At 44.9% G+C, this 24,936-nt stretch carries 20 protein-coding genes and 1 riboswitch; of the genes, 10 read left to right on the forward strand and 10 right to left on the reverse strand.

Annotation, left to right across the window (positions count from 1 at the left end; translation table 11 throughout):
* Window positions 1-183 precede the first annotated feature (183 nt).
* From Q0502_RS04720 to Q0502_RS04730, 3 genes are all read left to right on the forward strand, one after another.
* On the forward strand, window positions 184-2,907 hold the full coding sequence (locus Q0502_RS04720) for an alpha-L-rhamnosidase (RefSeq protein ID WP_298647778.1): 2,724 nt from the start codon (window positions 184-186) through the stop codon (window positions 2,905-2,907).
* A 455-nt stretch (window positions 2,908-3,362) separates the two neighbouring features.
* Window positions 3,363-4,664 (forward strand): fimbrillin family protein, encoded by a 1,302-nt coding sequence (locus Q0502_RS04725; protein ID WP_298647781.1) that lies wholly within the window; start codon window positions 3,363-3,365, stop codon window positions 4,662-4,664.
* 12 nt (window positions 4,665-4,676) lie between these two features.
* Window positions 4,677-5,525: an Rpn family recombination-promoting nuclease/putative transposase gene (locus Q0502_RS04730; RefSeq protein ID WP_298647783.1), complete on the forward strand. Its 849-nt coding sequence runs from the start codon at window positions 4,677-4,679 to the stop codon at window positions 5,523-5,525.
* A gap of 150 nt (window positions 5,526-5,675) precedes the next feature.
* Here Q0502_RS04730 and Q0502_RS04735 read toward each other — a convergent pair whose 3' ends face one another.
* Complete coding sequence (locus Q0502_RS04735; RefSeq protein WP_298647785.1) at window positions 5,676-6,377, reverse strand: SGNH/GDSL hydrolase family protein; 702 nt, start codon at window positions 6,375-6,377, stop codon at window positions 5,676-5,678.
* 327 nt (window positions 6,378-6,704) lie between these two features.
* Between Q0502_RS04735 and Q0502_RS04740 the strand changes: the two genes are divergently transcribed.
* The 3 genes from Q0502_RS04740 (at window position 6,705) to Q0502_RS04750 (ending at window position 12,355) form a co-directional block, all read left to right on the forward strand.
* Complete coding sequence (locus Q0502_RS04740) at window positions 6,705-7,811, forward strand: efflux RND transporter periplasmic adaptor subunit (RefSeq protein ID WP_298647787.1); 1,107 nt, start codon at window positions 6,705-6,707, stop codon at window positions 7,809-7,811.
* Window positions 7,812-7,815: 4 nt separating this feature from the next.
* Window positions 7,816-10,887, forward strand: coding sequence for an efflux RND transporter permease subunit (locus Q0502_RS04745; protein ID WP_298647788.1), 3,072 nt, complete (start codon window positions 7,816-7,818; stop codon window positions 10,885-10,887).
* A gap of 148 nt (window positions 10,888-11,035) precedes the next feature.
* Window positions 11,036-12,355 carry a TolC family protein gene (locus Q0502_RS04750; protein WP_298647818.1) on the forward strand — a complete coding sequence of 440 codons (1,320 nt, stop codon included), beginning with the start codon at window positions 11,036-11,038 and terminating at the stop codon, window positions 12,353-12,355.
* A gap of 103 nt (window positions 12,356-12,458) precedes the next feature.
* Here Q0502_RS04750 and Q0502_RS04755 read toward each other — a convergent pair whose 3' ends face one another.
* The 4 genes from Q0502_RS04755 to Q0502_RS04770 all read right to left on the reverse strand — a co-directional run bounded on the left by Q0502_RS04755 (window position 12,459) and on the right by Q0502_RS04770 (window position 16,092).
* Window positions 12,459-13,508 carry a DUF3810 domain-containing protein gene (locus Q0502_RS04755; protein ID WP_298647790.1) on the reverse strand — a complete coding sequence of 350 codons (1,050 nt, stop codon included), beginning with the start codon at window positions 13,506-13,508 and terminating at the stop codon, window positions 12,459-12,461.
* A 270-nt stretch (window positions 13,509-13,778) separates the two neighbouring features.
* Window positions 13,779-14,327 (reverse strand): DUF3267 domain-containing protein, encoded by a 549-nt coding sequence (locus Q0502_RS04760; RefSeq protein WP_298647791.1) that lies wholly within the window; start codon window positions 14,325-14,327, stop codon window positions 13,779-13,781.
* Between the two features lie 2 nt (window positions 14,328-14,329).
* The gene (locus Q0502_RS04765) at window positions 14,330-15,010 is read right to left on the reverse strand and encodes an ABC transporter ATP-binding protein (RefSeq protein ID WP_298647793.1); all 681 of its coding nucleotides are present in this window, start codon (window positions 15,008-15,010) and stop codon (window positions 14,330-14,332) included.
* A 149-nt stretch (window positions 15,011-15,159) separates the two neighbouring features.
* On the reverse strand, window positions 15,160-16,092 hold the full coding sequence (locus Q0502_RS04770; protein WP_298647794.1) for a hypothetical protein: 933 nt from the start codon (window positions 16,090-16,092) through the stop codon (window positions 15,160-15,162).
* 145 nt (window positions 16,093-16,237) lie between these two features.
* A riboswitch (Fluoride riboswitch) is annotated at window positions 16,238-16,307 on the forward strand.
* A 155-nt stretch (window positions 16,308-16,462) separates the two neighbouring features.
* Between Q0502_RS04770 and eno the strand changes: the two genes are divergently transcribed.
* Window positions 16,463-17,746: a phosphopyruvate hydratase gene (gene eno / locus Q0502_RS04775; protein ID WP_298647796.1), complete on the forward strand. Its 1,284-nt coding sequence runs from the start codon at window positions 16,463-16,465 to the stop codon at window positions 17,744-17,746.
* A gap of 3 nt (window positions 17,747-17,749) precedes the next feature.
* Entirely contained in the window at window positions 17,750-17,998 is a 249-nt protein-coding gene (locus tag Q0502_RS04780; RefSeq protein ID WP_298647798.1) for a hypothetical protein, read from the forward strand.
* Between the two features lie 164 nt (window positions 17,999-18,162).
* Here the strand turns inward: Q0502_RS04780 and Q0502_RS04785 are convergent, their stop codons facing one another.
* The 5 genes from Q0502_RS04785 to Q0502_RS04800 all read right to left on the reverse strand — a co-directional run bounded on the left by Q0502_RS04785 (window position 18,163) and on the right by Q0502_RS04800 (window position 23,037).
* The gene (locus Q0502_RS04785; protein ID WP_298647799.1) at window positions 18,163-19,197 is read right to left on the reverse strand and encodes a hypothetical protein; all 1,035 of its coding nucleotides are present in this window, start codon (window positions 19,195-19,197) and stop codon (window positions 18,163-18,165) included.
* A gap of 8 nt (window positions 19,198-19,205) precedes the next feature.
* Window positions 19,206-20,117 (reverse strand): hypothetical protein, encoded by a 912-nt coding sequence (locus Q0502_RS04790; protein ID WP_298647801.1) that lies wholly within the window; start codon window positions 20,115-20,117, stop codon window positions 19,206-19,208.
* A 33-nt stretch (window positions 20,118-20,150) separates the two neighbouring features.
* Window positions 20,151-20,444, reverse strand: a complete 294-nt coding sequence (locus tag Q0502_RS18960; RefSeq protein WP_366521761.1) for a carboxypeptidase-like regulatory domain-containing protein — start codon at window positions 20,442-20,444, stop codon at window positions 20,151-20,153.
* A 276-nt stretch (window positions 20,445-20,720) separates the two neighbouring features.
* The gene (locus Q0502_RS04795; RefSeq protein WP_298647802.1) at window positions 20,721-22,052 is read right to left on the reverse strand and encodes an MATE family efflux transporter; all 1,332 of its coding nucleotides are present in this window, start codon (window positions 22,050-22,052) and stop codon (window positions 20,721-20,723) included.
* 94 nt (window positions 22,053-22,146) lie between these two features.
* Window positions 22,147-23,037, reverse strand: a complete 891-nt coding sequence (locus Q0502_RS04800) for a helix-turn-helix transcriptional regulator (protein ID WP_298647805.1) — start codon at window positions 23,035-23,037, stop codon at window positions 22,147-22,149.
* A gap of 332 nt (window positions 23,038-23,369) precedes the next feature.
* On the opposite strand from Q0502_RS04800, the gene Q0502_RS04805 reads away from it, so the two are divergent.
* A complete protein-coding gene (locus tag Q0502_RS04805) occupies window positions 23,370-24,437 on the forward strand; it encodes an efflux RND transporter periplasmic adaptor subunit (protein ID WP_298647806.1) in 1,068 nt (355 codons plus the stop codon).
* A partial coding sequence (locus Q0502_RS04810; RefSeq protein ID WP_298647809.1) for an efflux RND transporter permease subunit occupies window positions 24,434-24,936 on the forward strand: 503 nt, incomplete at its 3' end. The genes Q0502_RS04805 and Q0502_RS04810, both read left to right, overlap by 4 nt.

Below are 24,936 nucleotides of genomic sequence, written 5' to 3' on the forward strand. Positions count from 1 at the left end.
TGATGATGTGCCAATGTGAATAATGTGAAAAAAGGATAGTGTGCTTCGCACGATAAGGGATAGCGATGATTAAGTTTTTAGTTTTTCACTTTTAGTTTTCATTGTCTTGGCTCTTGTATCTAAATGTCTTTGTTCTTTACTCTTTGTTCTTTGTTCTTTACTCTTTACTCTAAATAAAAACATATGAAACACGCTTATTTTTTAATCGGACTTATACTGGCCACGCTAATGGCCGGATGTCAGGGAGCAGCGGTGAAAGTAGCCTCCCCGAAAGTGGAAATGCAGGAAAACCCGCAGGGATTGGGAACATCAACACCCCGGTTCTCGTGGCAAATTAATTCCGGCAAACCCGATCTACGACAGGAAGCATACCGCATCCAGGTTGCCCGGTCGGAAAAGGATCTGAAAAAAGGAGAGAATCTGTTATGGGATTCGGGAATCGTTACAGGTGGGGAGTCGGTACTTATTCCCTATGAAGGCGAAGCGCTTGCTTCAAAAGGAATATATTACTGGCGGGTAAAAGTAACCACTAACCAGGGAGATACGGGTTGGAGCACAGCCAATCACTGGTCGATGACCTTTCTCGAGGCATCCGACTGGCAAGCCAAATGGATCGGCGAAGATACATTCTCTAACCCCGGCGAGACAGACAAGGGAAATACCCGCCTGGCTGCCCGCTATCTACGGAAACCATTCGACAGTAAACACAAAGTAGAACGCGCCGTACTCTACATTTCAGGATTAGGTGTATACGAAGCTTATATAAACGGAGAACGCGTTTCGGACGATGTCCTCTCCCCCACGGTCTCATGGTATCCCGAAAAAGTATATTACAACGTCTATGATGTTACCTCCCTTATCCGGAAAGACAACAATGTGTTGGGTGTAAAACTGGGCAATGGCCGCTTTTTCGGCATGCGGGAATCATGGAGCCAGGTCTTCGGATCACCTCGCCTGCTGGCGCAATTGGAAATCGAATACAGCGACGGTTCAACCGACATCATTGTCAGCGACGAATCATGGAAAGTCATCTCCAAAGGACCCATCATCGCCAATAACGAATTCGACGGGGAGGAATACGACGCCCGTCTGGAACTTCCCGGGTGGGATAAGAACCATTATGATGACGCCGCATGGAAGCAGGCCGATATAATGACCGCACCCGAAGGAATACTCACCGTACAGCCCAATCCGAACATCCGGGTACAGGATGAACTGACGCCCCTAGCCATCACAAAACTACCCGACGGGAAATTTATACTGGATATGGGACAGAATATGGTGGGATGGATAAAGATCAACCGCTTGAAAGGTAAAAAGGATCAGCCCGTCACCCTCCGGTTTGCGGAAATACTCAATCCTGACGGTACCCTCTATCTGGCAAACCTCCGGAGTGCAAAGGTAACCGATATCTATACGCCTTCAAAAGACGGGGATTTTAGTTGGGAGCCTTCTTTCGTCTTCCATGGCTTCCGTTTCGTGGAGATCTCGGGGTTGGATTACCAACCGGCACCGACCGATTTCACCGGCAGGGTCATCTATGACCAAATGGAAATGACCGGAAAATTCGAAACATCCGACGAAACCATCAATCAGATATTCAAAAACGCCTATTGGGGTATCCGCGGGAACTACAGGGGTATGCCTACCGACTGTCCGCAACGCGACGAGCGCCAGGGTTGGCTGGGCGACCGGGCGACCGGCTGTTTCGGGGAAGCGTTCGTGTTTAACAATGCCCTGCTTTACGGCAAATGGTTGCAGGACATCGAAGATTCCCAAAACCCGGAGGGAAGCATCTCGGTAGTCTCCCCCCGCTACTGGACGATCTACAACGACGACGTGACCTGGCCTGCCGCCTATTTTTACGGGGCAAAGATGCTGTGGCAGCAGTATGGAGATATGGAGCCGATAAAAAGACATTATTCCTCCATGAAACGCTATCTGGAACGCATTCAACAGGTATCGATGCAGGATTACATCCTTACAAAAGACACCTATGGCGACTGGTGCATGCCGCCCGAATCGCAGGAACTTATCCATTCGCAGGATCCTTCCCGGAAAACAGCCGGAGCCGTTTTAAGCACCACCGTGTACTACAGCCTACTGAACCTGATGACCGAATTCGCCCAACTCACCGGTAACACGGGAGATATAGCAGGATATAAAGAGTTGGCATCGAAGATCAGAGAGGCTTACAATACCCGTTTTTTCAATGCCGATTCGGCTCTTTATGACAATAATACCGTTACGGCCAATATCCTTTCGCTTCGCTTAGGGATGGTTCCCGAGGGATATGAACAAAAGGTATTCGATAATATTGTGAAAAAGACCGAGGTAGATTTCAACGGCCATGTAAGTACAGGGGTACTGGGAATACAACACCTTATGCGGGGACTGACAGAACAGGGGAATGTGGATCTGGCCTACAGTATCGTCACCAACCGGACCTATCCCAGTTGGGGATATATGATCGAAAAAGGGGCGACCACCATTTGGGAACTATGGAACGGAGATACGGCCGATCCGGCGATGAACTCCGCCAATCATGTGATGCTGCTGGGAGATCTGCTTATCTGGTTTTACGAGGATCTGGCAGGGATCAGAAACCATCCCGAAAGTGTAGCGTATAAAAAACTGTTGATGGAGCCGAAATTCCCCCAAGGATTGTCGCACGTAAAAGCCACCTATAAATCGGTTTACGGAGAGATAAAAAGTGAATGGCGGAAGGAAAACGAAACATTCAGTTGGGATATCACCCTACCCGGAAATACTTCGGCGATTGTCAGGCTGCCAAAAGAGCTGAACATGTCGGCGCCCGCGGGGGAAGGCGTAAGGAATGTTACGGAAACGGATACCGGAATTGAAATAGAACTAGGCTCCGGGAATTACCACCTGGCCGGCAAATAAAACCGGTTTAGAAATTGAATTGGAAGCCGGAAGTTACTCTTTCCGGCAGACAAATTTGTCATTTCTCATACAAAAACCGCAGAAAACCATCTCCTCGTCAAGGGAGGTGGTTTTTTGTTATTTGGTTCTAAAACAAATTGACCGTAAATTATATTTTTTTAATATTTTCTTTGTTAAAAAAATTGGTTTTTAAAAATATTGTTTGATTATTGCAATTCGTTTCATTTTTGAAACGAGAAAGGATAATTTTTATGGATGATTATCCGGGAATTTTGTTATAAGTCCCTTTTTCGCCGTATAATAGTTGAGATACGGTGTTTGAGTTCTGTTTGGGTCATTCAGTCCACCCAATTTGTCTCCCTTCATCCTATAGTATTGCCTTAATTACAGATTATTTAATCTATTCAAACCACCACAGTAAGGTAAATTTTACAATTACATCAAATTTACAAATCATGAAAGCAAAAAACAACCACCGGACTTTTTTTAGGCTCGTATTATCATGCCTCTGCATCCTTATCTTCTCGTGCGAAGGAGACACGATAGATCCCGATAAGGGCGGAAGGGCTCTTCAGCTACAAGCAGAGATATATGGGTTAAAAACCCGTGTCTCCGACTCCTCCTGGGAAAAAGATGACGCCATTGGCGTTTATATGGTAAAAGCAGGGCAACCGCTCAATTCTTCCGCCCTCCGTCAAAATGTAAAATATGTGACTTCCGGCTCCTCATCTTTCGCACCGGCCAACGAAGCGGAAGAGATTATTCTTCCTTTCGACGAATCCAATGTTGATTTCATCAGCTATTACCCTTATCGGGAAGATATAGGCAACTTCTCCTATCCTATTGATTTGAGTAATCAGTCGGTGCAGGCTGCTATCGACCTTATGTACTCCAACAATGCAAAAAACTTCAATTCGAAAAATCCGAACGTACAAATGCAGTTTTCCCATCAGTTATCCAAAATTGTATTGAATATCGGTCAGGATGAATCGATCAATTTGAACGACCTGTCGGTAATCATTACCCATGCCGCTACCCGAGCCACGTTCGACCTGGGTACAGGCACACTCTCTCCTGCCTCTGAGCGAGGGGATATCCAACTCAGAGTGAATAACGACGGTTCGGTTGCCGAGGCGATCCTGTTGCCGGAAGCCGATTTGTCGGGAATGTATCTGTGGTTTATTATCGGAGAAGAAACTGAAGTGTATAATTTTCCTTTGGTTGATGCCATTGAGATCAATGCTTTCGAGAAAGCGACCAAATATACCTATAACGTCACCCTGTTTACCGAAAAAATAGTCGCCGTTACGGAAAGCAATATCACAGCGTGGATCGATGGGCCGTCAGCAGACGTGCAAGCGGACCGCACCACCGAAACGCCACCCCTCATCGAGGGATCGAAGAAGGATCCTTACACCGTAGCGGAGGCACAAGCCAATCAGGGAAAAACAGGTGTATGGGTAGAAGGATTTATTGTAGGATCATTCAGCAATTCAATCACTAATTTTATACCCGGTGTGGAGGGTGCGGTAGCAAGTAATATCGCTTTAGCGAATATTCCGGGCGAAACCGATACCGACAAAATGATCCCGGTACAATTGCCTTCATCGGGAGCCATCAGAGCCGCATTGAATATACCCGGCAACCCAGATAATATTAATAAGATGGTAATAATCAAAGGTGATCTGGCAAACTATTTTTCCGTCCCCGGCCTAAGAGAACTCGAAGAATACGTTTTGATAGGATCAGAACCCTAAAGATTGAGAAAAATGGTACGATTTATCAATCCGTTTACCGACGTGGGATTTAAAAAGATCTTCGGCCAGGAGATCAGCAAAGAGTTGATTATCGACTTTTTGAACGACCTGCTGGAAGGAGAGAGAAGTATCAGAGATATCCGTTTCCTCGACAAGGAACTTTTGCCGGAATTCGAAGGGGACCGTGGGACTATTTACGATATTTATTGTACCACTGAGAGTGGTGAATACTTCATCGTGGAGATGCAAAATATCCGTCAGGTTCAGTTTGCCGACCGAGCATTGTATTACCTTTCGCAGACGATTGCCCGACAGGGTCAACAGGGAGGAAAGTGGCTGTTTGACCTGAATGCGGTATACGGGGTATTTTTTATGAATTTCCGTTTGCATGACACCCCGAATAAACTGCGCACCGACATTATCCTGTCCGACCGGGAGACGCATGAACAATTCAGCGACAAGCTGCGTTTTATCTTTATAGAACTTCCCTCTTTCGCCAAAGAGGAAAGGGAATGTAAAACAGATTTTGAACGATGGATTTACGTATTGAAGAATATGGAAACACTGGAAAGAATACCATTCAAGGCCCGTAAGGCGGTCTTTGAAAAGCTGGAACAGATAGCCGACATCGCCTCGATGAGCAAAGAGGAGCGCGAGAGATATGACGAGAGTATCAAAGTCTATCGCGACCATCTGGCTACCCTCGCCTATGCCGAGCAGAAAGGCAGGGAAGAAGGCAGAGAAGAAGGTGAAAGGAATAAACAACTGGCAATCGCCCGGAACCTGAAAACTGAAGGAATACCGGTTGGCATTATTTCCAAAGCCACCGGCCTTTCCGTTGAAGAAATCGAAAAACTGTAAAAAAACTACAGTTTCCATTTTAATTTCAAAAAGGGTTTGATGGGAGTATCAAACCCTTTTCGCATCAAATCAAGCCCGCAATCAATATAATCCTAACATTGATCGCTTCTGAAACGAGTATATAATTCGCTCCACACAATGGCATGACCACTATTTAAACTCCTTCCACATAAGAAGTGCCCGGGCAATGGCATTTTCCACCAAAGGCCCCATGATGGCGTATCCCTCTTTGTTGGGATGCACACCGTCTTCCGACAGTTCTTTCGGCAACCCGTCGCGTTCATCGGCCATGGCGGAAAAGAAATCGCAATAGACAGCTCCCCTTGTACCGGCATACTGTTTTATCCGTTTGTTCAGTTCCACAATCTTAGGAGCCGGTTCCAGACCGGGGCGCCAGGGAAACTCATATGCCGGAAGAACGGAGCACAGCACCACCTGTATACCGTGTGCCTGCGCCAGCTCCGTCATAGAGTGGATATTGTCTTCGATCATCTCCAGCGTCGACGGACCTGTATTACCTGCGATATCATTTGTACCGGCCAGGATCACCACTACTTTAGGCCATAATTTGAGTACATCCTGACGAAAACGGAGCAGCATCTGCGGCGTGGTCTGTCCGCTAATACCCCGATTGATATAGGGGCGGCCGTCAAAAAACTCAGGTACCTTTTCTATCCAGCCCTGCGTAATTGAGTTACCCATAAAGACCACCCGGTCGTCACACGTCCTGGCGGCTCCCAACTTTACATTCTCTTCCCTAAAACGGCTCAGGTTCGCCCAATCCTGGGCCTCGGCCAAAAATATACCACCCATCATGAATACCAATGCAAGAAATATTTTTTTCACCTTCATCCTATTTATATTTTTTAATTATAATAAATCTCATTTTCGAATGTCAAAAATAGTTATTAATTGTTGATCCGGAGCAGGATTCATCGACTTATTTGAATGGTATATCGATTTTTAGACCTAAAAAAAACTAAAAACAGTCTCAGGGTTACTTTTTCTCTACTTTAATAGGTACTTTTGAGAGATTTTTTTGCGCACGGATATAGAGCAAAGGATAAGAAAAGATATTGTATTTGAGGTGACGATTTATTAATCTGTTAACGGGTTAATGTACCCATGTGGTAATGCGCGCTACAAAGGTCAACCGGCAAAAAAAAGTAACACAATTATATGAACAGAAAAACAAAAATAATTGTATTTGCCTCCATCGCAGTGGTGATTCTGGGGATGGCATTCTTCCCAAAGATCAAACAACTTTTTACATCCGGTGGGCAGGACGATGCTCCCGCTCAGCGTGGTGCGGCCGGGGAAGCCGGCAGGTCGGCACTCATGGTAAACGCGACCGTACTGAAACCCCAAACATTGAACAATATGTTCCGGATCACAGGGATTTTGCTACCGGACGAGGAGGTTGACCTCACTTTCGAGTCGGCAGGAAAGATAACCGATATCTATTTCGAGGAGGGTTCCTATGTGCAAGAGGGAGCATTATTGGCAAAGGTAAACGATGCTCCGTTACAGGCCGAACTCAAGAAACTCGAAGCCCAGTTGCCGCTGGCAGAAGACAGGCTGTATCGGCAACAGACGCTCCTTGAGAAAGATGCCATCAGTCAGGAAACATATCAATCGGTCGCTACCCAGCTAGAAACACTGAAAGCCGATATAGATCTGGTGAAAGCACGTATCCGGCAGACTGAACTGAGAGCCCCTTTCAACGGAATGATCGGGTTAAGACAAGTGAGCGAAGGAGCCTACGCTTCATCATCGGTAGTGGTAACCAATCTCACCAAAATCTCCCCCCTGAAAGTCGAATTCTCTCTTACCCAGAATTTTGTAAATATGATCCAACCGGGAACGGAAATTTCTTTCACGGTGGAAAATGACCTGACAGTATACAATGCTACGGTTTACGCCATAGAATCCCGGTTAGATGTACAAACGCTCAACCTCTTTGCGCGCGCCCGCTATCCCAATACCGACGGGAGAATTAAACCGGGTCAGTCCGCCAGCGTCCGGATCAATCTGGATCAGATCGACAATGCTATCGTCATCCCGAGTATTTCCAGCATCAAGGAGATGGGTCGTGATATTGCCTATCTGTATAACAACGGCAGGGCAAGGGAGGTGGAGATTATTACAGGTATGCGTACATCCGCGTCGGTTGAAGTGATCGACGGTCTGAATATCGGCGACACGCTTCTGACCACCGGTGTAATGCAGTTACGAAACGGCATGCCGGTGCAGATCGGCCAGATGGTTGAAAACAGAGCAGATTAACGAGATGAACTTATCGGAATTAAGTATAAAACGGCCTGTTCTGGCCACGGTGATGGTGCTGATCATCATCATCTTCGGCCTGATCGGCTACACCAGTCTTCCCGTCCGGGAATACCCCAACGTGGACAATCCCATCATTACCGTACAGGTATCCTATCCGGGCGCCAATGCGGAGGTGATCGAGAACCAGATCACGGAACCGCTGGAACAGAATATCAACGGTATTCCGGGAATCCGTTCGCTCATGAGCCAGAGTAGCCAGGGCAGTTCACGGATCACCGTGGAGTTTGAGTTGAGCGTGGATATGGAGACTGCCGCAAACGACGTGAGGGATAAAGTCTCTATCGCGCAAAGATACCTGCCCCGCGATGTCGATCCACCCACGGTATCAAAAGCCGATGCCGACTCCGATCCCATCATGCAAATCACCATACAGAGCCCTGTCCGATCAATGCTGGAACTCTCGGAAATCGCCGATCTCACTGTAAAAGAACGGCTGCAAACTATTTCCAACGTAAGCGCCGTGGAAATCTGGGGTGAATACCGGTACGCCATGCGTCTGTGGCTCGATCCCCTCAGGATGGCCGCATACAATATCACACCCATAGATATTAAAAATGCACTGGACAGGGAAAACATAGAACTTCCCGCCGGGAGCATTGAGGGCGACCATATAGCACAATCCATACGTACTATGGGATTGATGCAGACGCCGGAAGATTTCAACAATCTGATCCTGGTGGAGAATGACTTCCGTATTGTGCGCTTCCGCGATGTGGGATATGCCGAGCTGGATGCGGCCAACCGCCAGAATATCCTCAAAAGGAACGGAGTGCCTATGGTAAGCTGCGTGATCATCCCGCAACCGGGCGCCAACCATATCAGTATTGCCGACGAGGTAAGGGTCCGTATGGAACAAATGCGCAAAGACCTTCCCGAAGATGTGACCATTGACGTGGCATTCGATAACACCAAATTTATAAGGGCCTCTATCAGTGAGGTAGAGAGTCCCGTGGTCATCGCCTTCATTCTGGTCGTAGCCATCATCTTTATTTTCTTAAGGAACTGGCGCGTAACGCTGATCCCCGCATTGGTGATCCCTATCTCGCTCATCGGCATCTTTTTTGTGATGTACCTGGCGGGATTCTCCATCAACGTATTATCGATGTTGGCAGTGGTACTGGCGGTAGGGCTTGTAGTGGATGACGCCATCGTGGTGACTGAGAACATCTTTCAGAAAGTAGAGAGTGGAATGGATCCGGAGGAAGCATCCATCATGGGATCCAAGGAGATATTCTTTGCCGTGATCTCCACCACCATTACGCTGGTGGCGATATTTTTCCCGATTGTTTTTCTGGAAGGGATGACGGGCCGATTATTCCGCGAATTCAGTATTGTGATTTCCGGTGCGGTGCTTATCTCCTCTTTTGCCGCCTTATCTTTTGTGCCGATGCTTTCATCCAAAATGCTCACCAGGAGACGGGAAAAGAGTAAACTTTACAAAAAGACCGACAAGTTCTTCGATGGCATGAACCGGTTTTATGACAGATCGTTACATTCATTCCTGCGTCGCAAATGGCTGGTCCTGCCTGTCATCATCGTTTCCGGACTGTTTATCGTCCTTTTCTGGAATATGATCCCCGCGGAGATGGCTCCTTTAGAAGACCGCTCCGTAGTGATGGTCAGAAGCTCCGCTCCGGAAGGGGCTACCTACGAATTTATCAGGGACTATACCGACCGTATCTCAGACATAGCCGATTCTGTCGCCCCCGAAAAGGAATCGAACATCACCATGACCCGCGGCAGTTTCGGTATGGTACGCTTAGTTTTGCCCGATATGAATCAACGTGAACGCAGCCAGATGGAAATAGCCGATGCCCTTACCCTTGCCGTAAGGGATGAGACCGCCGCCCGCGCTTTCGTGCAGCAACAATCCACCTTCGGCGGCCGCCGTGCCGGCATGCCCATACGGTATGTATTACAGGCACCCAATATTGAAAAATTGCAGGAGTTTATTCCTCCTTTTATGGAGAGGATGAACGCAAGTCCCTACTTCCAGATGAGTGACGTAGACCTGAAGTTTACCAAACCGGAGACACGGATAATCATCGACCGCGACAAAGCGGCCATGTTAGGGGTAAGTACCCGTGACATCGGCCAAACCCTGCAATATGCGCTCAGCGGCCAGCGGATGGGTTATTTTTATATGAACGGTAAACAGTATGAGATCCTGGGTGAGATCAACCGTCAGCAACGCAACACGCCGGTCGACCTGAAAACCATATACATCAAAAACTCCGCCGGCCAGATGATCCAGATGGACAATCTGGTAAAGCTTGAAGAGTCGGTCGCCCCACCCCAACTCTACCGCTACAACCGCTTCAATTCCGCTACCATCTCGGCAGGGATAGCACCGGGTTATTCACTGGGAGAAGGGTTGGAAGAAATGGACCGGATCGCTGCCGATGTGCTGGACGACACCTTCAGGACCGCCCTGGAAGGCGAATCCAGAAATTTCCGGGAGAGTTCCTCCAGCCTGCTTTTTGCTTTTGCACTGGCCATCGTGTTGATCTTCCTCGTGATGGCTGCGCAGTTCGAAAGTTTCAAAGACCCGTTCGTCATCATGTTCACGGTTCCCCTGGCGCTGTTCGGCGCACTGCTGTTCATGTGGATGTTGGGGATCACGATGAACATCTACAGCCAGATCGGTATCATTATGCTGATCGGCCTGGTGACCAAGAATGGGATCCTGATCGTGGAGTTTGCCAATCAACGGCAGAACGCAGGCATCGATAAGTTCAGCGCTATCCTTCAAGCCTCTATCCAGCGGCTGCGCCCTATCCTGATGACCAGTATCTCCACCATCCTCGGATCCCTGCCCCTTATGTTCGCCTCCGGTGAAGGAGCCAACGGGCGGATCGCCATGGGTACGGCCGTAGTGGGTGGATTACTCATCTCTACCCTGCTCACCCTCTACCTCATCCCGGCCATGTATATCTATCTCTCTACCGACAGGGAAGTAAAAGAGATGAAAAGGGTGAAAAAGAAAGAGCAAGGAGCTGGGGAACAAGAGTAGTTCGTTGATGTGATGATTTGCTGATGCGATAATGAATGTATATCAATGTGCCAATGTGAATAATATGTCAATGAGACTAATGTGATGTAATATTCAATCTCAGAAATAATTGGTAATTAATAATTTGTAATTGATAATTCACAATATGATGATAAAAAGTGTGCCGGTATTGCTCTTTCTTCTGCTTTCTACGGTTGCATCATCCGCACAGCCTGTGATGGATCTGCTGGAATGTCTGAGAAAAGGACTCGAGAACAACTACGATCTGCGCATCGTACGCAACGAAGAGTTGATCTCGGACAATAATGTCACATTAGGGAATGCCGGATTCCTGCCGGAAGTCAGCCTGAACTCCGGTTATGACCTACGCAACAGTAATTCCGACCAGTACCCGGCGGAAGGAGAAAGTGTCATAGAGAGTCGTAATTCCAATACACAGACGCTGGATGCCGGGTTGAACCTCAACTGGACACTTTTCGAAGGGTTCCGGGTGCAGACCAACTATCAACGGCTAAAGGAACTGCAGACCGTCGGAGAATTGAATACGCGGCTGGCTATGGAAGAATTCATTGCCAACCTTACGGCGGAGTATTACAACTATGTACAACAGCAGATACGGCTGGGAAATCTCCAATACGCGGTATCGCTTTCCAAAGAACGGTTGCGCATCGTGGAAGCGCGTTATCAGGTGGGTTCCCTTTCAAGGCTCGACCTGCAACAGGCGAAGGTCGATTTCAATGCGGACAGCTCACTGCTCATCCAGCAGTACGAGATACTCAACAGTTCCCGGATACGGTTGAATGAGATGATGGGGGGCAATGTGGAGCAAGACTTCCTGGCGAAGGACACTACCATTCTTTTCGATACCGCCCTGTCGAAAGAAGAATTGTTCAACCAGACGATGCAGCACAACACGGTTCTTTTGCTGACCGGGAAGAACAAAACGCTGAGCGAACTGGATCTGAAAAGCCTGAGAAGCCGCAATTATCCTTACCTGCGGTTGAATGCAGGTTATGGTTTTACGCACTATAACTATAATACGGGAACACTCGACAGGCAACGTACCTGGGGACCGAACGCGGGACTCACGCTCGGCTATACCCTCTTCGAGGGGTTCAATCGCAGAAGGGAGCAGAAAAACGCGGAGATCACCATTCAAAACCGGCAATTGGAGATTGAAAGGAATAAACTGGCGCTGGAAAGTGACTTCGCCAATATGTGGATGGCCTATCAGAATAACATAGAGCTGACCAATCTGGAACTCGAAAGCCTCGAAAATGCAGAGCTGAATTACGAGATCGCCATGGAGAGATACAAGATCGGAGACCTGTCGGGACTGGAATTACGGGAAGCGCAAAACAGCCTGCTCGAAGCGGAACAGCGGCTTCTCACCGCACAGTACAATACCAAACTCTACGAAATATCTCTGTTACAGATCAGCGGTAAAGTCGGGGAATATTTGGAGTAAGATGTTGGGATTTGGGATCCCGGATGTGGGATGTGGGATGTGGGAATTGGTGATAAAGGATAAAGGATAAAGGATAGAAGATAAGGGAGATAAAAACGAAAATTTATTGAGGTAGTTCCGCTAAAATACCATACGAAACCAATAAACCGACCACTTCGGAATAGTTAGCCTGTCCCGAACTCACCTTATTTGTCTTCAGGTACGCATCATACATTTTATCCTGCATCTCCGACAGAGATTCGTCTCTCGCCGCGAGCCAATGCTCCCGGTTTCGTTGCAGATCCGCAATGATCTCCGTCCGGATAGACAAAGCCAGCGATTCATATTCCTCCGGCAGAAACCGGCGTATATCGTTCAATACATACCGGAGCGTAGATGCGTACGCACTGTACCGGATCCTTTCGTCGCTACTGCGGGCACAAACAACAAAAGCATACAGGTTCGCTTCCGATTCGGGTGCAATACCGAACTGATGCGCCATTTCATGCGCCAGGGTGAACGGATAGGTAAAATTCAGGCTGTAGTTATTCACATGGATCTCATTGAAAAACGGTCCGAAATACCCGGAAACACCCATTTTCGAATATACCGTTTCGAACATCATCGGTTTTACCCTCCTTTTTCCATTGGGATAAGATACCTTTAACGACTGATGCAACGCCTGATACGATAATTCAACTTTACGCCGGACATCGTTCTTCGCCATATCCGTGCAATCGGCATAATAACGGTTCGCATGATCAATGAACCGGACAGCAAAATCCCTGAAAATTTCCGGATCGAATGTCATCTCCGCCACGTCGCTCCGCTCGTAGAAATCTTCCCGGAAATAAGCGATTCCCCAGCTAAAATAGAACCAGGCCACAATGACGGTCACGAACCGGATCAGCGAAAAAAGGAACTTTGAAAAAGTGATCTTACGTATGATGGCGAACAGGATCAACTTTACCAACAGCAGCACCGCCAGGATCAGGAATATATCGTATAATGAAAAGGGGAAGAGGGTCGAGACAGAAGAGAGTATGGCACCCACAACAGGGTAAATCACGCTTATATACCATTCGGAAAGCGTCGCGCTAAGGCTAAATACAAAGATCATCGCAAATAATGCGCCTGCAATTATCAGCAAAAGCATGAATTGTCGCTTTTGCACTCTATCACCATGTTTTGACATCATGTTATCAAAAATACTGCTTTTTCTAAAATCCCATGTATCATGCCGGATATATTTTGGTTCAAAACTCAATAATAGTCCGGTAGATTTTTACTTAATACAGATAAATCAAGAAATTAAAAAACACATCCAAGAAGGCATATTTTTTATTGATAATCAAACAATTATAATCGATATCCTGAAAGAATACCTAACAGTTGAGCTCTATAAACCTGGAATTAAATTCTCCGTAGACCTTGCACAAATTATCTAGCTTTTCCGGTAGACGTAACAACCGGCTTCCGACGGGTGATCCTGCACATAAGTTTCCGGATGCTCCTTTCTCAGTATCCACACCACCATAAAATCCCCCGCCGCAGCGCCGGTAAAAATAACCCCCAATAACAGCAGCAGTCCACTTCCGTTGAAAAGGGATATAACAGCCGGGACAATCCCCAGCAGCAGCGCCGGCATCAATGCCCCAAGGAAGTAATGTTTTATCTTTAGCGGTTCTTTGCAGTGGCAATAAGGCGTAAGCATCTGCCACATCACCCCGAAGCGGATGCTTTTAAGCCCGTTTTTGGCAAATAACCCGAAAAAAAGCCCGTGGATCAGTTCATGAATGATAATACCGACCACAAATAACAATATGAATAAAAGGCTTTGCTGCATTGAGAGTGAGAGATCTGGTTTCCAAATAAAGTAAAAAGGAACGCCGAACAGTACCGCCGCAGCGCCGGTGATCGCCAGAGCCACACCGCTTGCGGTATACATATTGATCGTCCTCAGCTCTTTTTCGTAATTGTCAAAACTTTTCATTGTCAAAAAGATAAATTTAAACTTCTTACTTTATCGTAAGCATGCTTCTCAATTTCCCGCTGTATATCCGACAATTGGTCCGACCTCATATAAGTTCTGCCGTCCTCTATCACGGTGAGTGTACCGGCAATTTTGACCAGTTGATCCAGATCGTGAGAAGAGATAAGAATTAAAGTATCCTGCTTTTTTAATTCCGATAATAGTTCCGACAAATAGGCTGATGACAAAACATCCAGTCCGTTGAATGGTTCATCCAGCAACAGCACGTCATTTTGTTGTAACAAGAGCGCCAAAAGGTGTAGTTTTTTGAGCATACCCGTTGAATACTCATCGGCAAACTTATGCAAAGGCAATTCAAAGAGCCGGTTCAACCGATCCGTTTTCTCTTTGTCCTCTTTGCAGTTCTTTGCCGAAAGGCAAAAACGAATGAATTCGTAGCCGGTAATGCGTGGAAAAATATAGGGATTAGCCGTCAACAGTCCGATCGTTTTGATATTCTTCCGCTCAATATTTCCATTGTAAGGAATATATCCCGCAACGCAATTCAAAAGAGTACTCTTTCCTGCCCCATTATTACCTATAACGCCATTTATAGCGCCTGAACGATAGCGCAGGTTTACATTCTCCAAAACCGTGGTTTTACCATACGATTTACTTAGTAATTCAACGATTAGTTCTTTCATTCGATTAAAAATTAGACGCAAGAGCCAAGAATCAAGACGCAAGACATTTCAATCCTACTTGTGTGTGAATCTGTATTTCATGAGTGTTCCTTTCGATCATTCTTCACCAATTCCTTTCATTTTTTGTCCGTCCGCAGCATACAAACAACTTATAAACGTTTTTCATAGACGGAAATAATTGCGCGAATATTTTTTATAAAGAGAAAATACAATATTACCGTATAAACCGGCACTATGATAATGCCGTAAAGCGTAATACTCAAGGCTCCCTGTAGCAATAGTCCAAAGAAAAAGATAACTGTCGCCAACGGAGCGGAAGGATAGAATGCGTACTTCGTCCAAAGCAATTGTACATTTATCAGTAAAACGGCCGGGAAGAACAATAACGTAACCATCCGTTCGGCCGGAAAAAGGAAGAACAGCGCTGCCACCAATGGAAACAGGTACAGGGCAGTGTTATAAAGAGTTTCTAAAAGTGTTCTCGTAATAAAATGTTTTGTGTTTATGTACATCTGTACAAAATCGGCTTCTTCGGTTTCCATTATAGTAGCCAAAAATCCGATAAACGTCCCCCCGCCCAGAACGACTATCCCTAAATTGTAGTTGTCATGTATATAGGCAATTACGATAAACAGGGCAATTAAAATCCAAATCACAGGCAATATATATCGCTGTTGAGCATGCCACAAATAACTGCTTTTCATAAAAAAGGGAGACGGCAAAACGGGTCTGAGCTTTACACTACGTCGTGCGGACAGATCAAGCGCCGAATATAAGAAAGCAACAATGACAGCCGTCATCCATAAATATCCGTTTACCAATACAAACGGAAGAGAAAGGAAAAAAGAATCTATAAAAACCGACAAAGGGTACAGATCCCGATATTGCCTCAGAAAAAGCCGCTTATCTGCCCTGTAATTTATCCGGCTGCAAAGGAAAAACTGTATAACAATTGCCCCGGCGATCGATTGCCACGTTACGGGGATATCAATTTTCAATAAAACATACCCCAACAGCAGCGCCATAGCCGATAAGAGGAAAGCATAAGGAAACGGCACCTGTATAAGGAACCGTTTACACACTGTCCACTTTAATTGTAATATGAGTAGCAACTGTTTTAGCAACATTGGCCTCATTGAGACTGCATTGTTTCACACTCTTTATAGCAAAGATAAAACTTAACTTCTGAATTATATACTATGAACAAAAAACTTTTTACCTTTGCAAAGTATATAAGGGAATGGAACTTCCCTGTTATAAACCGCTAATATAAATAGCTGATAGTTCCTACTTGATTAATCAATAAAAATAAAGATTATGAGTAGGAATTTTGTATTTGTAGACTTCCCGGTTGGCGGTAAGACTCCCGGAAATAAAGGAATAATATCTGCTCATGTAGTAACTACATGGGCTATACCTGTTTGTATATATTTATTTTAAAATAATTGACTTATGAAGATTACAAAAGTAGAAGCGATCGAAGTGCTCGATTCAAGAGGAAATCCAACAATAGAAGTAGATTTAACATTAGAAGGCGGGGCACATGCCTGTGCCATGGTTCCCAGCGGTGCATCGACAGGGGAACGGGAAGCAACCGAACTTCGCGATAGAGACAAAAACCGTTATGGAGGTAAAGGCGTTCTCAAAGCGGTAGAAAATGTAAACGGACTTATTGCTAAAGAAATTACCGGCAGATGCTTTATCAGCCAGCGGGAAATTGATTTCTTAATGATTGATCTGGACGGTACGCCAAACAAGTCCAAACTTGGCGCAAACGCAATACTTGCCGTGTCGATGGCTTATGCCCGTGCAAAAGCGATGAGTATGGGACTGCCGTTGTACCAATATCTTGGCGGGAGCAATGCCTATGTACTGCCCGTACCCTGCATGAATGTGATCAACGGAGGAAAACATGCCGATAACAATGTGGATTTTCAGGAATTTATGATCGCTCCGCATAATGCGCCGACTTTCAGGGAGGCTATACGTATGGGCGAAGAAGTATTTCACTCTCTGAAATCTGTCCTTAATGGAAAAGGTTATAGTACGGGAGTGGGCGATGAAGGCGGCTTTGCCCCTAATCTAAAGTCAAATGAGGAAGCCGTGGAAGTTATTCTTGAAGCTATTGTCAAAGCAGGCTATAAACCCGAAACGGATATAAATATCTGCCTCGATCCGGCCACCAGCGAATTATGGGATAATGGCAAATATAAGCTGTTTAAAAGCACGGGGGAAATTCTGTCGAGCGATGAAATGATAAAATTATGGGAAAACTGGATAAAACAATACCCTATTGTTTTGCTTGAAGACGGACTGGCTGAAAATGACTGGACAGGATGGCAGGCTCTCACCAAAGAATTAGGCGGTAAAATAGAACTTGTGGGAGATGACCTGTTCTGTACTAACAAAAAAATATTACAGGAAGGTATTGATAAAGGCGCGGCAAATTCCATACTTATCAAACTGAACCAGATCGGAACGGTAACAGAGACCTTGGAAACAATGGAATTGGCCCGTAATAACGGGTATAACTGTTTCGTTTCACACCGTAGCGGGGAAACGGTCGATACATTTATTGCCGACCTGACAGTCGGATTAAATGCAGGTCACCTCAAAACAGGTAGCGGATGTCGCGGCGAACGTATCGAAAAATTCAATCAGTTTCTGCGCATCGAGCATCAACTGAAAGGAAACTCTGTTTTCGCAGGCAAGAAAACATTTAAGCATGTTCGTTGATGTATGGTCAAACAATTGGCGTTGATAACCTTAGGAAGAGATAGCCCGGAAGTTTTTCATCTAAAACAATATACTACAATGGCATACAAAAAAATTTTAATTGCCAATAATTTTTATCACAATTATGCCGAAGATACTATATTCCTGCGTGCGGAAAGAAGAGAAGACGGTACACGAACTTTCAGAATCAAAGAAGCTATGCCTCTTAGTCCCAGTTATGGAGCAGACATTTATAAAAGAATTTTTTATTGATGAAAGAACATATGTCAGGATTATTTGATTTCTTGTCCTTTAGATGGTAAAGATATAAATGTTTTTTACAAACAACAGTATACAGTCATTTTTGTTGTCTGGAAACAACAGTTCACACTATCATAAATTCACCTTACATCCGCCTTTTATACTAAAATTGTTATTCAAAAAGAAACTTTCGGGCATATAACCTTAGTCTTGTAATCGTAACCGATAAAGAGCGAAAAGTTGTTCCTTTCGATATATTTAGCGGGTAGGGATTGATATTCAAACATCTGGCCGATATGGAAGCCGGCGAAAGATGAATTTGTCCTGAATCGGAAATCTGTCGGTTGCCTCCATGCTTCCAACGATGTGGTTACATATGCATTTCCGAACAAATTCAAATCGTACAGCTTATACCCGATACCCAAAGAAGTTTTTTCAAAGTTTCGATATTGTTTTAGGGAAACACCATGCAGTTGGTTGTAATTGTGCATTACCCAGATATTCTGCCCGAACAGTTCGCCGAACGGCGTTCGCAGGTAATTAAGGCTGAATGTAAAACTATTCTTTGCACCCAGCCTGAATTTCGGAATTCCGTACATTTGAGGCGATAGCAGATTGATCCATGACCAACCGGAAGATCGTTTCAGGTAGTTCCGCTCTTCATCCGTAAGGTCATTATTTTGAACGTGACGTTGATACTCCACGTCCGGATTGAACAGGTATTTTACCCAACTACGGTTATGGTCGATAATGAGCGGTTGTTGTTCCTCCGGCTTGTTTATCTGTTTCACATCTTTTTTGAAAGGGTTATAAATATTCGTTCCCCGATGTCCCAATAATTCCATTGCATACAACTGCAAATAATTGAACCAATTGTTTTTATTGGATAAATCTATTTTTGCCAATTCTTCTTCAATCATATTCGATTTCACATAGTGACTTTCATTCCTGACTGTATGTAACCGTATAAAATCCCCATAGTTCTCATTTTTAAAATCCGATAAAACCTGATTATCGATATTATAAAAATACGGGGTATTGTATTTGTTGATCATGAAAGGATTTACCTTTGCATCGATTCCGTTCCTGTTGAGCAGTAACCACTCCGACATTACCTCTTCAACGGGGATAGATATAAACGTAGAGTAAAGATAAATACCCAGTTGTTGCTGTAATGCGCTGCCCAGATTTCTCTGTAAAAGAGACGCCATATAACGGTTCACCGAGTTTGAGTTATAGTGGAGTGTTGAAAATCTTCCGTCAAACCGGATGATATAATAAGTGAAAGATTGGGTGTATACAACCGTTTGATATATGCCGCATATTGCGCGCTATTTCTGATGATAGCACTGTCTTTTTGTTTTACCGCGTATCTTTCCAAATCCTGCAAGATGGTGGAATCAGGAAGAATAGTATTATGCTCTTGCCAAAAAAGAGAATCTTCCGTTTGGGTAGCATATGTTTCCAGAATATCCTCACTATCCACCGGCGTCCCGGCTATATTATCCATAGAAAATGAGTGGGCGATATTTGTAATAACGATATCGCCTTCTGCCGGAAAAACCCTGTTCAGACGTTTATTCAAGTGAACCAAATTTCCGCTCATTAAATAGTATTTACCTTCAATCTTCCTGTATTGTGCCAATCTCGTATTGCCACGTTCGTAATGGATATCAAAACGGACAAAAGCCAAATCTTCCGCATCTATATAAATCTCACCTTCGTTGCCTTTCACTCTATTCTTCCGGGTAAAGGACAAAACATATACTGGCCTGTTGTCGAAAGTCGTGCCCGACCTATAGCTGACAATATAATTACGAAAAAATCCCGCATCGAAAATTTTGTCTATCCTTTTAACGATATCAAAATCAGCAATTCCCTTCAAAACTAATGGAGTCGAAGCAAATCTAAAATTCCTGTTCTTTACCAGATAATATTTATCGGAAAAGGAGGGTCGATATGATTTTATTATATTAAAAGCTGTTTCTTCCAGGTAGAACAATGTATCTTTTTCCGAAACTTTGGCGCAATAATAAACTCCTGATAAAAAAGGTTCTAACGGATAATTTTCCGGTATTTTTTCAATGGCTTTCTTCAGTAAGTCCGCGGCAGACAGATTACTTATCACCACTTCGTTGAGTTGAATGAAGGCTTCAGTTGAATATCAATGAATCCGGAAGATTTTGTTTATATTCACGGATTGTGTCTCGTAACCGATAAAAGACACTCTCAAATTCTCTTCGTTTCCCGAAAAGTTCAAAGAAAAAAGGCCATCGTTATTGGTTATGGTTCCGGTTTTTGATATCGGTAAAAAGAGACTGATATTAGAAAACGGATGGCCATTTTCATCTGTTATCCTCCCCTTTATATTATATGTTTGCTGTGGAAAAGAGAGAAAGGCAAAATTAAAAAGGAGGATGAAAATTAATTTTATCTTAACCGGAAGTCTTTTTATCATTATTATCCGATCTTTGTCATGCTTGATACTAGACAGTGTGTTCTTTTAAAATAGTCAAGAAGAATATTCCTCTCAGCTACTAAATGCTTTGCTGATGAAACAGGATATATCTTTTTCGATTTATCACTATTCTCGATGTAAATAGTCGATAATATCCCTGCAAATCTTTACCCTAATCACATTTTTCCTGTGTAAAGTGTGAATAATTACATATTATCCGCACGTAATGGCAAATATAGGATTTATACATGAGAACGGCAATCTATTCCGGACCTTTTAGCCGTTTTTTGTACCAAACCGCCTTTCCACCTTTCTACCTTCAAACCGTAATGCATTCTTTGCCCAGAGGGTTTGTGTGACGCCCCGCACAAAAAGATAAAGGATAAACGACAGCCAGAGGCCGTTATTCCCCCACAGCGGGGTCATGAGAAAATAGCATGCGAAAAAGACGGCGGACGAAAGGATCATCGCGTTCCGCATCTCGGCGGACGCCGTCGCACCGATAAAGATGCCGTCCCACAGGAAAGCGGCAAAGCCGACAACGGGAATCAGCACCGTCCAGAACATAAAATCTTTGGTGTGCTCAATAATATCGAGATCATTGGTCATGATATGCAGTATCGGATCGGGAAACAGCATATAAATTATTACGGCAGCAAGACTCACTATTAATCCCCAGAAAAAGATCCTGCGGATCATCCATTGCAGGTACTCCCGGTTCTTTGCTCCATAAAAACGGCCGGTCAGCGCTTCTCCCGCATAGGCAAAGCCATCCATAAAGTAGGAGAAGAGCATAAAAAACTGCATCAGTAATGCGTTCACCGCCAGAATAGTCTCTCCCATGCCCGAAGAGGCAAAGGTGAAGAAAGTGGTCACTAAGGTTAACAAGAAAGTACGAACAAAAATATCACTGTTCACCCTGAAGTATTGCCGTATGGCTTGTCTGTCCCAAATAGTCTCTTTACGGATATATTTCCGCAGGCGACGATAATATTTCCACCAGAAGCCCGCGGCTACCATCAGCGAGATAACTTGTGACAATGTTGTTCCCAAAGCAATCCCTTCGATCTTCATCCCAAAGCCGAACACAAAAAGTACGCTCAGGATAATATTCAGCAGATTGTTCAGTATGGCGACGATCATGGGAATCCTCGCGTTCTGCATGCCGATAAACCATCCCTTGAAAGCATACATACCCAGTACCGCCGGCGCTCCCCACACCACGATACGGAAATAGGTCATCACATGTTCTATAGATTCGGGACCGGACTGTATCAGGCTGGCAGCCAATATCCCAAGGGGATACTGCAAAAGGATGATCAGCATCCCTGCCCCCAGGCCGATGGCCAGCGAACGGATAAAAGCATTCATCACTTCCGGGAAATTCCTGGCTCCCAACGCCTGGGAAGCAAAACCGCTGGAACTCATCCGGAGAAACCCGAAGTTCCAGTAGATCATATTGAAAATATTGGCGCCAAGCGCGATGGCGCCGATATATACTGCGGACCCAAGCCGTCCGGCAATGGCAATATCGATCATCCCCAGCAGAGGGACGGTGATATTGGTGATGATATTGGGAAGGGCAAGCCTGAAGATCTTTTTATCCATTGGCGCAAAAATACGTCAAAAAGACAATATCCCGAAAGTTTATCGGTTACTTTCTTTGTGCCCGTCATCGATCCGGTAATTATCCCATCTTTCATCATGCCCTTTCATTCATACTCCTGTATCTTTTTGGAGTTACTCCCGTTCGTTTTTTGAAATATTGCGTAAAGAACGAAGGGTTGGCAAAATTCAGTTCATCCGATATTTGCAGCACGGTCATATCTGTCGAGGTGAGCAAAATACGTGCATTGATCATGATGTGTTGGTCAATGCATTCTTTGGCTGTCAACCCGCTGGTCTCTCTGCACACCGCCGATAAATACCGGGAGGTGATGCATAGTTGTCCGGCGTAAAATTCAATATCCTTTTGTTCCCTATAGTATTTTGTTATCAATTGTATAAATTCAAAATACAATGTTTGTTTCCGGGAATAAGGCTGTTGGTGCAACGGCTCTTTTTTTCTGTAGATGCCGATCACCTCATAAATAATCGCATATCCCAGGTTTCTCGAAATTTCCTCCCTGCAGGGATGATCTTCCCTGGAATCGTGTTCTTTCAGGAATTCACACATTTTGATCAGGTCCTTCTGTTCTTTCTCTTTCAAAGAAATACAGGGATTATCTTTTATAAACAGGTAGATCGGAGTTCTGGAAGGAATGGGGATCTCGGAATTGATCAAAAAATCGGGAGTGCATGCCAGGGTATATCCTTTAAAATCCGTACTTTTTCTTCTTATATATAGAATGTCGTTGGGAAGGATCACACATATATCTCCTTTTTGCATATGGTAACCCTGAGCACCGATAACAATTTCCCCCTCCCCTTCCAGGCAAATGCACAAACCTGCCGCATCCACAACACGGGGAAACTGTTCCACCCCGAGCATATCGTTCTCACTTCCTTTCAGTAGGAAACTACCAAAAAGGACGTCTTCTTCCTCAAAGGAAAGACGTTCAAATGTATGCTGTTTTGATTGGCTATAGAGCATGATACTTTTAATTATATTCCAAAAATAAACATTATTTACACAAAAAACACTCAAATTACATCGATATTTCCGTATTTGAACATTTTTGTAGAAAGAATCGACATCTTTATACAAAACCTAACCCATACCTTTGCCGGCAAAAAAGAAAAATGATTTAAGAATTTGATGATTCAATAATCAGAAACTGAAAAGAAGTAAGATAGTAAAAAACTAAAAATATCAATTTGGGATATGGGATATGGATGTTGGATTTGAAATTTTGAATTTTGAATTTTGAATTTTGAATCTTAAATCTTGAATTTCGAATCTTGAATCTTAAAATTTTAAATAATATGAAGAAGATTGTATGTATGTCTTTATGCGGATTGCTCCTGATCACCACCGGATGCAAGCAGCAAAAAGAACAAAAAGAGGTTATCAAAACGGTAAAAGTCGATACGGCCGTAACTTACGGAGAGAAGAGAGCGGTCTCCTTTCCCGGTAAGGTAAAGGCGGCATCGGAGATAGACCTGGCTTTCCGCATCAGCGGGCCGATCACACAAATCAATGTGACGGAAGGACAATTTGTGCGTAAAGACCAGGTATTGGCCGAGATGGACTCCCGCGATTATGCCGTACAACTTTCAGCTACGGAAGCTGAATATAAACAGGTAAAGGCCGAAGCGGAGCGCATTATCCGGCTGTATGAAAAACAAAGCATATCGGAAAACGATTATGATAAAGCCGTGTCGGGTTTGAAACAGATCACGGCCAAGTACAACGCTCATCAAAATGCCTTGTCCGATACAAAACTGAGAGCGCCCTTCGACGGTTATATCCAAAAGCGCTATTTTAACAGGAATGAAACGATCAGCGCCGGGATGCCCGTCTTTTCAATGATCAGCGCTGAAACACCGGAAGTGGAGATCAATATTCCCGCCGGTGAATTCATTCAACGCGATCAATTCGATTCCTATAGCTGTTATTTTGAACTCTATCCCGGCCGCACTTTCCCGCTGGAACTGATCTCCATCAACCGGAAAGCGAACCTGAACCAGTTGTATGCTGTTCGTCTCCGGTTCAAAGAGGAACCTCATTCCTCAATGCCTTCCCCCGGCATGTCGACTATGGTCACGATTCAATTCAAGCCGGAGCACACGACCATGGTTTCCATTCTTCTTACAGCCATATTCGAGATAGATAACACACCAACAGTATGGGTATATGATGAAGAGCAGCAAAAAATCAATGCCCGTAAGATCCGCATAGCAGAGATATTGACCGACGGCACCCTGATCGTTTCCGAAGGATTGAACGCAGGCGAGCAGGTGGTTTCGGCGGGAGTCCATAGTGTGTCGGACGGCGAAAAAGTGAAATTGTTGCCCCGGGCTACTACAACCAATGTGGGAGGTTTATTATGAATGATGCAGGAAATTGGGCATTGGGTAACCGGAAACTGGTCTATTTTCTCATAGTCGTACTGGTAGCCGGCGGAATATCTGCATACTATAATATGAGTAAGCTGGAAGATCCGGAGTTAAAGGTCAAACAGGCGACCGTCATTACGCTTTACCCGGGTGCTTCGGCGCATCAGGTGGAGTTGGAAGTGACTGATATATTAGAGAAGAGCATCCGTTCGATGAAAGGTATCGGGGAGGTGACCAGCCGTTCGATGAGTGATATGTCAATGGTCACAGTCGAGCTGTCGACCCTGGTCCAGAACAATGAAGTGGAACAGTACTGGGATCTCCTTCGCCGCAAGGTAACCGATGTGCAGGGCAGCCTGCCCGAGGGCGCTTCCCCTTCCATTGTAATGGATGACTTCGGGGATGTGTACGGAATAGTATATGCTCTCTCCTTTGAGGGGTATGACAGCCGATCAATCCGTGAGAACGGCGAACGGCGGTACATTTTCCCCGA

The sequence above is a fragment of the uncultured Proteiniphilum sp. genome (assembly GCF_937873925.1).
Lineage (GTDB): Bacteria > Bacteroidota > Bacteroidia > Bacteroidales > Dysgonomonadaceae > Proteiniphilum.

Coding starts and splice junctions, on each gene's coding strand:
- Q0502_RS18960 (WP_366521761.1), bottom strand. CDS start 20,444: ATGATAAAAAGACTTCCGGTTAAGATAAAATTAATTTTCATCCTCCTT.
- Q0502_RS04720 (WP_298647778.1), top strand. CDS start 184: ATGAAACACGCTTATTTTTTAATCGGACTTATACTGGCCACGCTAATG.
- Q0502_RS04760 (WP_298647791.1), bottom strand. CDS start 14,327: ATGAAAAGTTTTGACAATTACGAAAAAGAGCTGAGGACGATCAATATG.
- eno (WP_298647796.1), top strand. CDS start 16,463: ATGAAGATTACAAAAGTAGAAGCGATCGAAGTGCTCGATTCAAGAGGA.
- Q0502_RS04725 (WP_298647781.1), top strand. CDS start 3,363: ATGAAAGCAAAAAACAACCACCGGACTTTTTTTAGGCTCGTATTATCA.
- Q0502_RS04765 (WP_298647793.1), bottom strand. CDS start 15,010: ATGAAAGAACTAATCGTTGAATTACTAAGTAAATCGTATGGTAAAACC.
- Q0502_RS04780 (WP_298647798.1), top strand. CDS start 17,750: ATGGTCAAACAATTGGCGTTGATAACCTTAGGAAGAGATAGCCCGGAA.
- Q0502_RS04730 (WP_298647783.1), top strand. CDS start 4,677: ATGGTACGATTTATCAATCCGTTTACCGACGTGGGATTTAAAAAGATC.
- Q0502_RS04795 (WP_298647802.1), bottom strand. CDS start 22,052: ATGGATAAAAAGATCTTCAGGCTTGCCCTTCCCAATATCATCACCAAT.
- Q0502_RS04745 (WP_298647788.1), top strand. CDS start 7,816: ATGAACTTATCGGAATTAAGTATAAAACGGCCTGTTCTGGCCACGGTG.
- Q0502_RS04740 (WP_298647787.1), top strand. CDS start 6,705: ATGAACAGAAAAACAAAAATAATTGTATTTGCCTCCATCGCAGTGGTG.
- Q0502_RS04805 (WP_298647806.1), top strand. CDS start 23,370: ATGAAGAAGATTGTATGTATGTCTTTATGCGGATTGCTCCTGATCACC.
- Q0502_RS04785 (WP_298647799.1), bottom strand. CDS start 19,197: ATGGCGTCTCTTTTACAGAGAAATCTGGGCAGCGCATTACAGCAACAA.
- Q0502_RS04800 (WP_298647805.1), bottom strand. CDS start 23,037: ATGCTCTATAGCCAATCAAAACAGCATACATTTGAACGTCTTTCCTTT.
- Q0502_RS04735 (WP_298647785.1), bottom strand. CDS start 6,377: ATGAAGGTGAAAAAAATATTTCTTGCATTGGTATTCATGATGGGTGGT.
- Q0502_RS04750 (WP_298647818.1), top strand. CDS start 11,036: ATGATAAAAAGTGTGCCGGTATTGCTCTTTCTTCTGCTTTCTACGGTT.